At 34.4% G+C, this 323-nt stretch carries 1 pseudogene; it reads right to left on the bottom strand.

What is annotated here, in order from left to right:
• Positions 1-323: pseudogene (locus ABCO64_RS10445) on the bottom strand (hypothetical protein); the annotation flags it as partial.

Here is a 323-nt window from a genome sequence, read left to right as displayed (position 1 = left end):
GTCAATGGTTACGCTTTGGTTTGTCGTGTTGGCTTTAAATGATTCATAAAGGGTTTCATAATGAGATGTTATATCGACTGGATTAAAACTACCAAAGACAATTTTTTCTAAATTTAGTTCTTCATCAATATACTTTTCAACAATCACTTCTTCTGTTTCATTCATTTTAACGCCTTCATTAAACAGTTTAATCCCGTTATCTTGATAAGGATTATGTGAAGCGGTCACCATGACCCCAACGATTCCCTTTGATTTAGAATAATGAGCAATCATTGGAGTAGAAACAACCCCAGCATATAAAACATCCATGCCACTTTGCATTG

This window comes from Methanocalculus natronophilus, from assembly GCF_038751955.1.
GTDB classification, from domain to species: domain Archaea; phylum Halobacteriota; class Methanomicrobia; order Methanomicrobiales; family Methanocorpusculaceae; genus Methanocalculus; species Methanocalculus natronophilus.
Note: the sequence above shows the minus strand (reverse complement) of the source record. Positions and strands in the feature narration are given on the sequence as shown.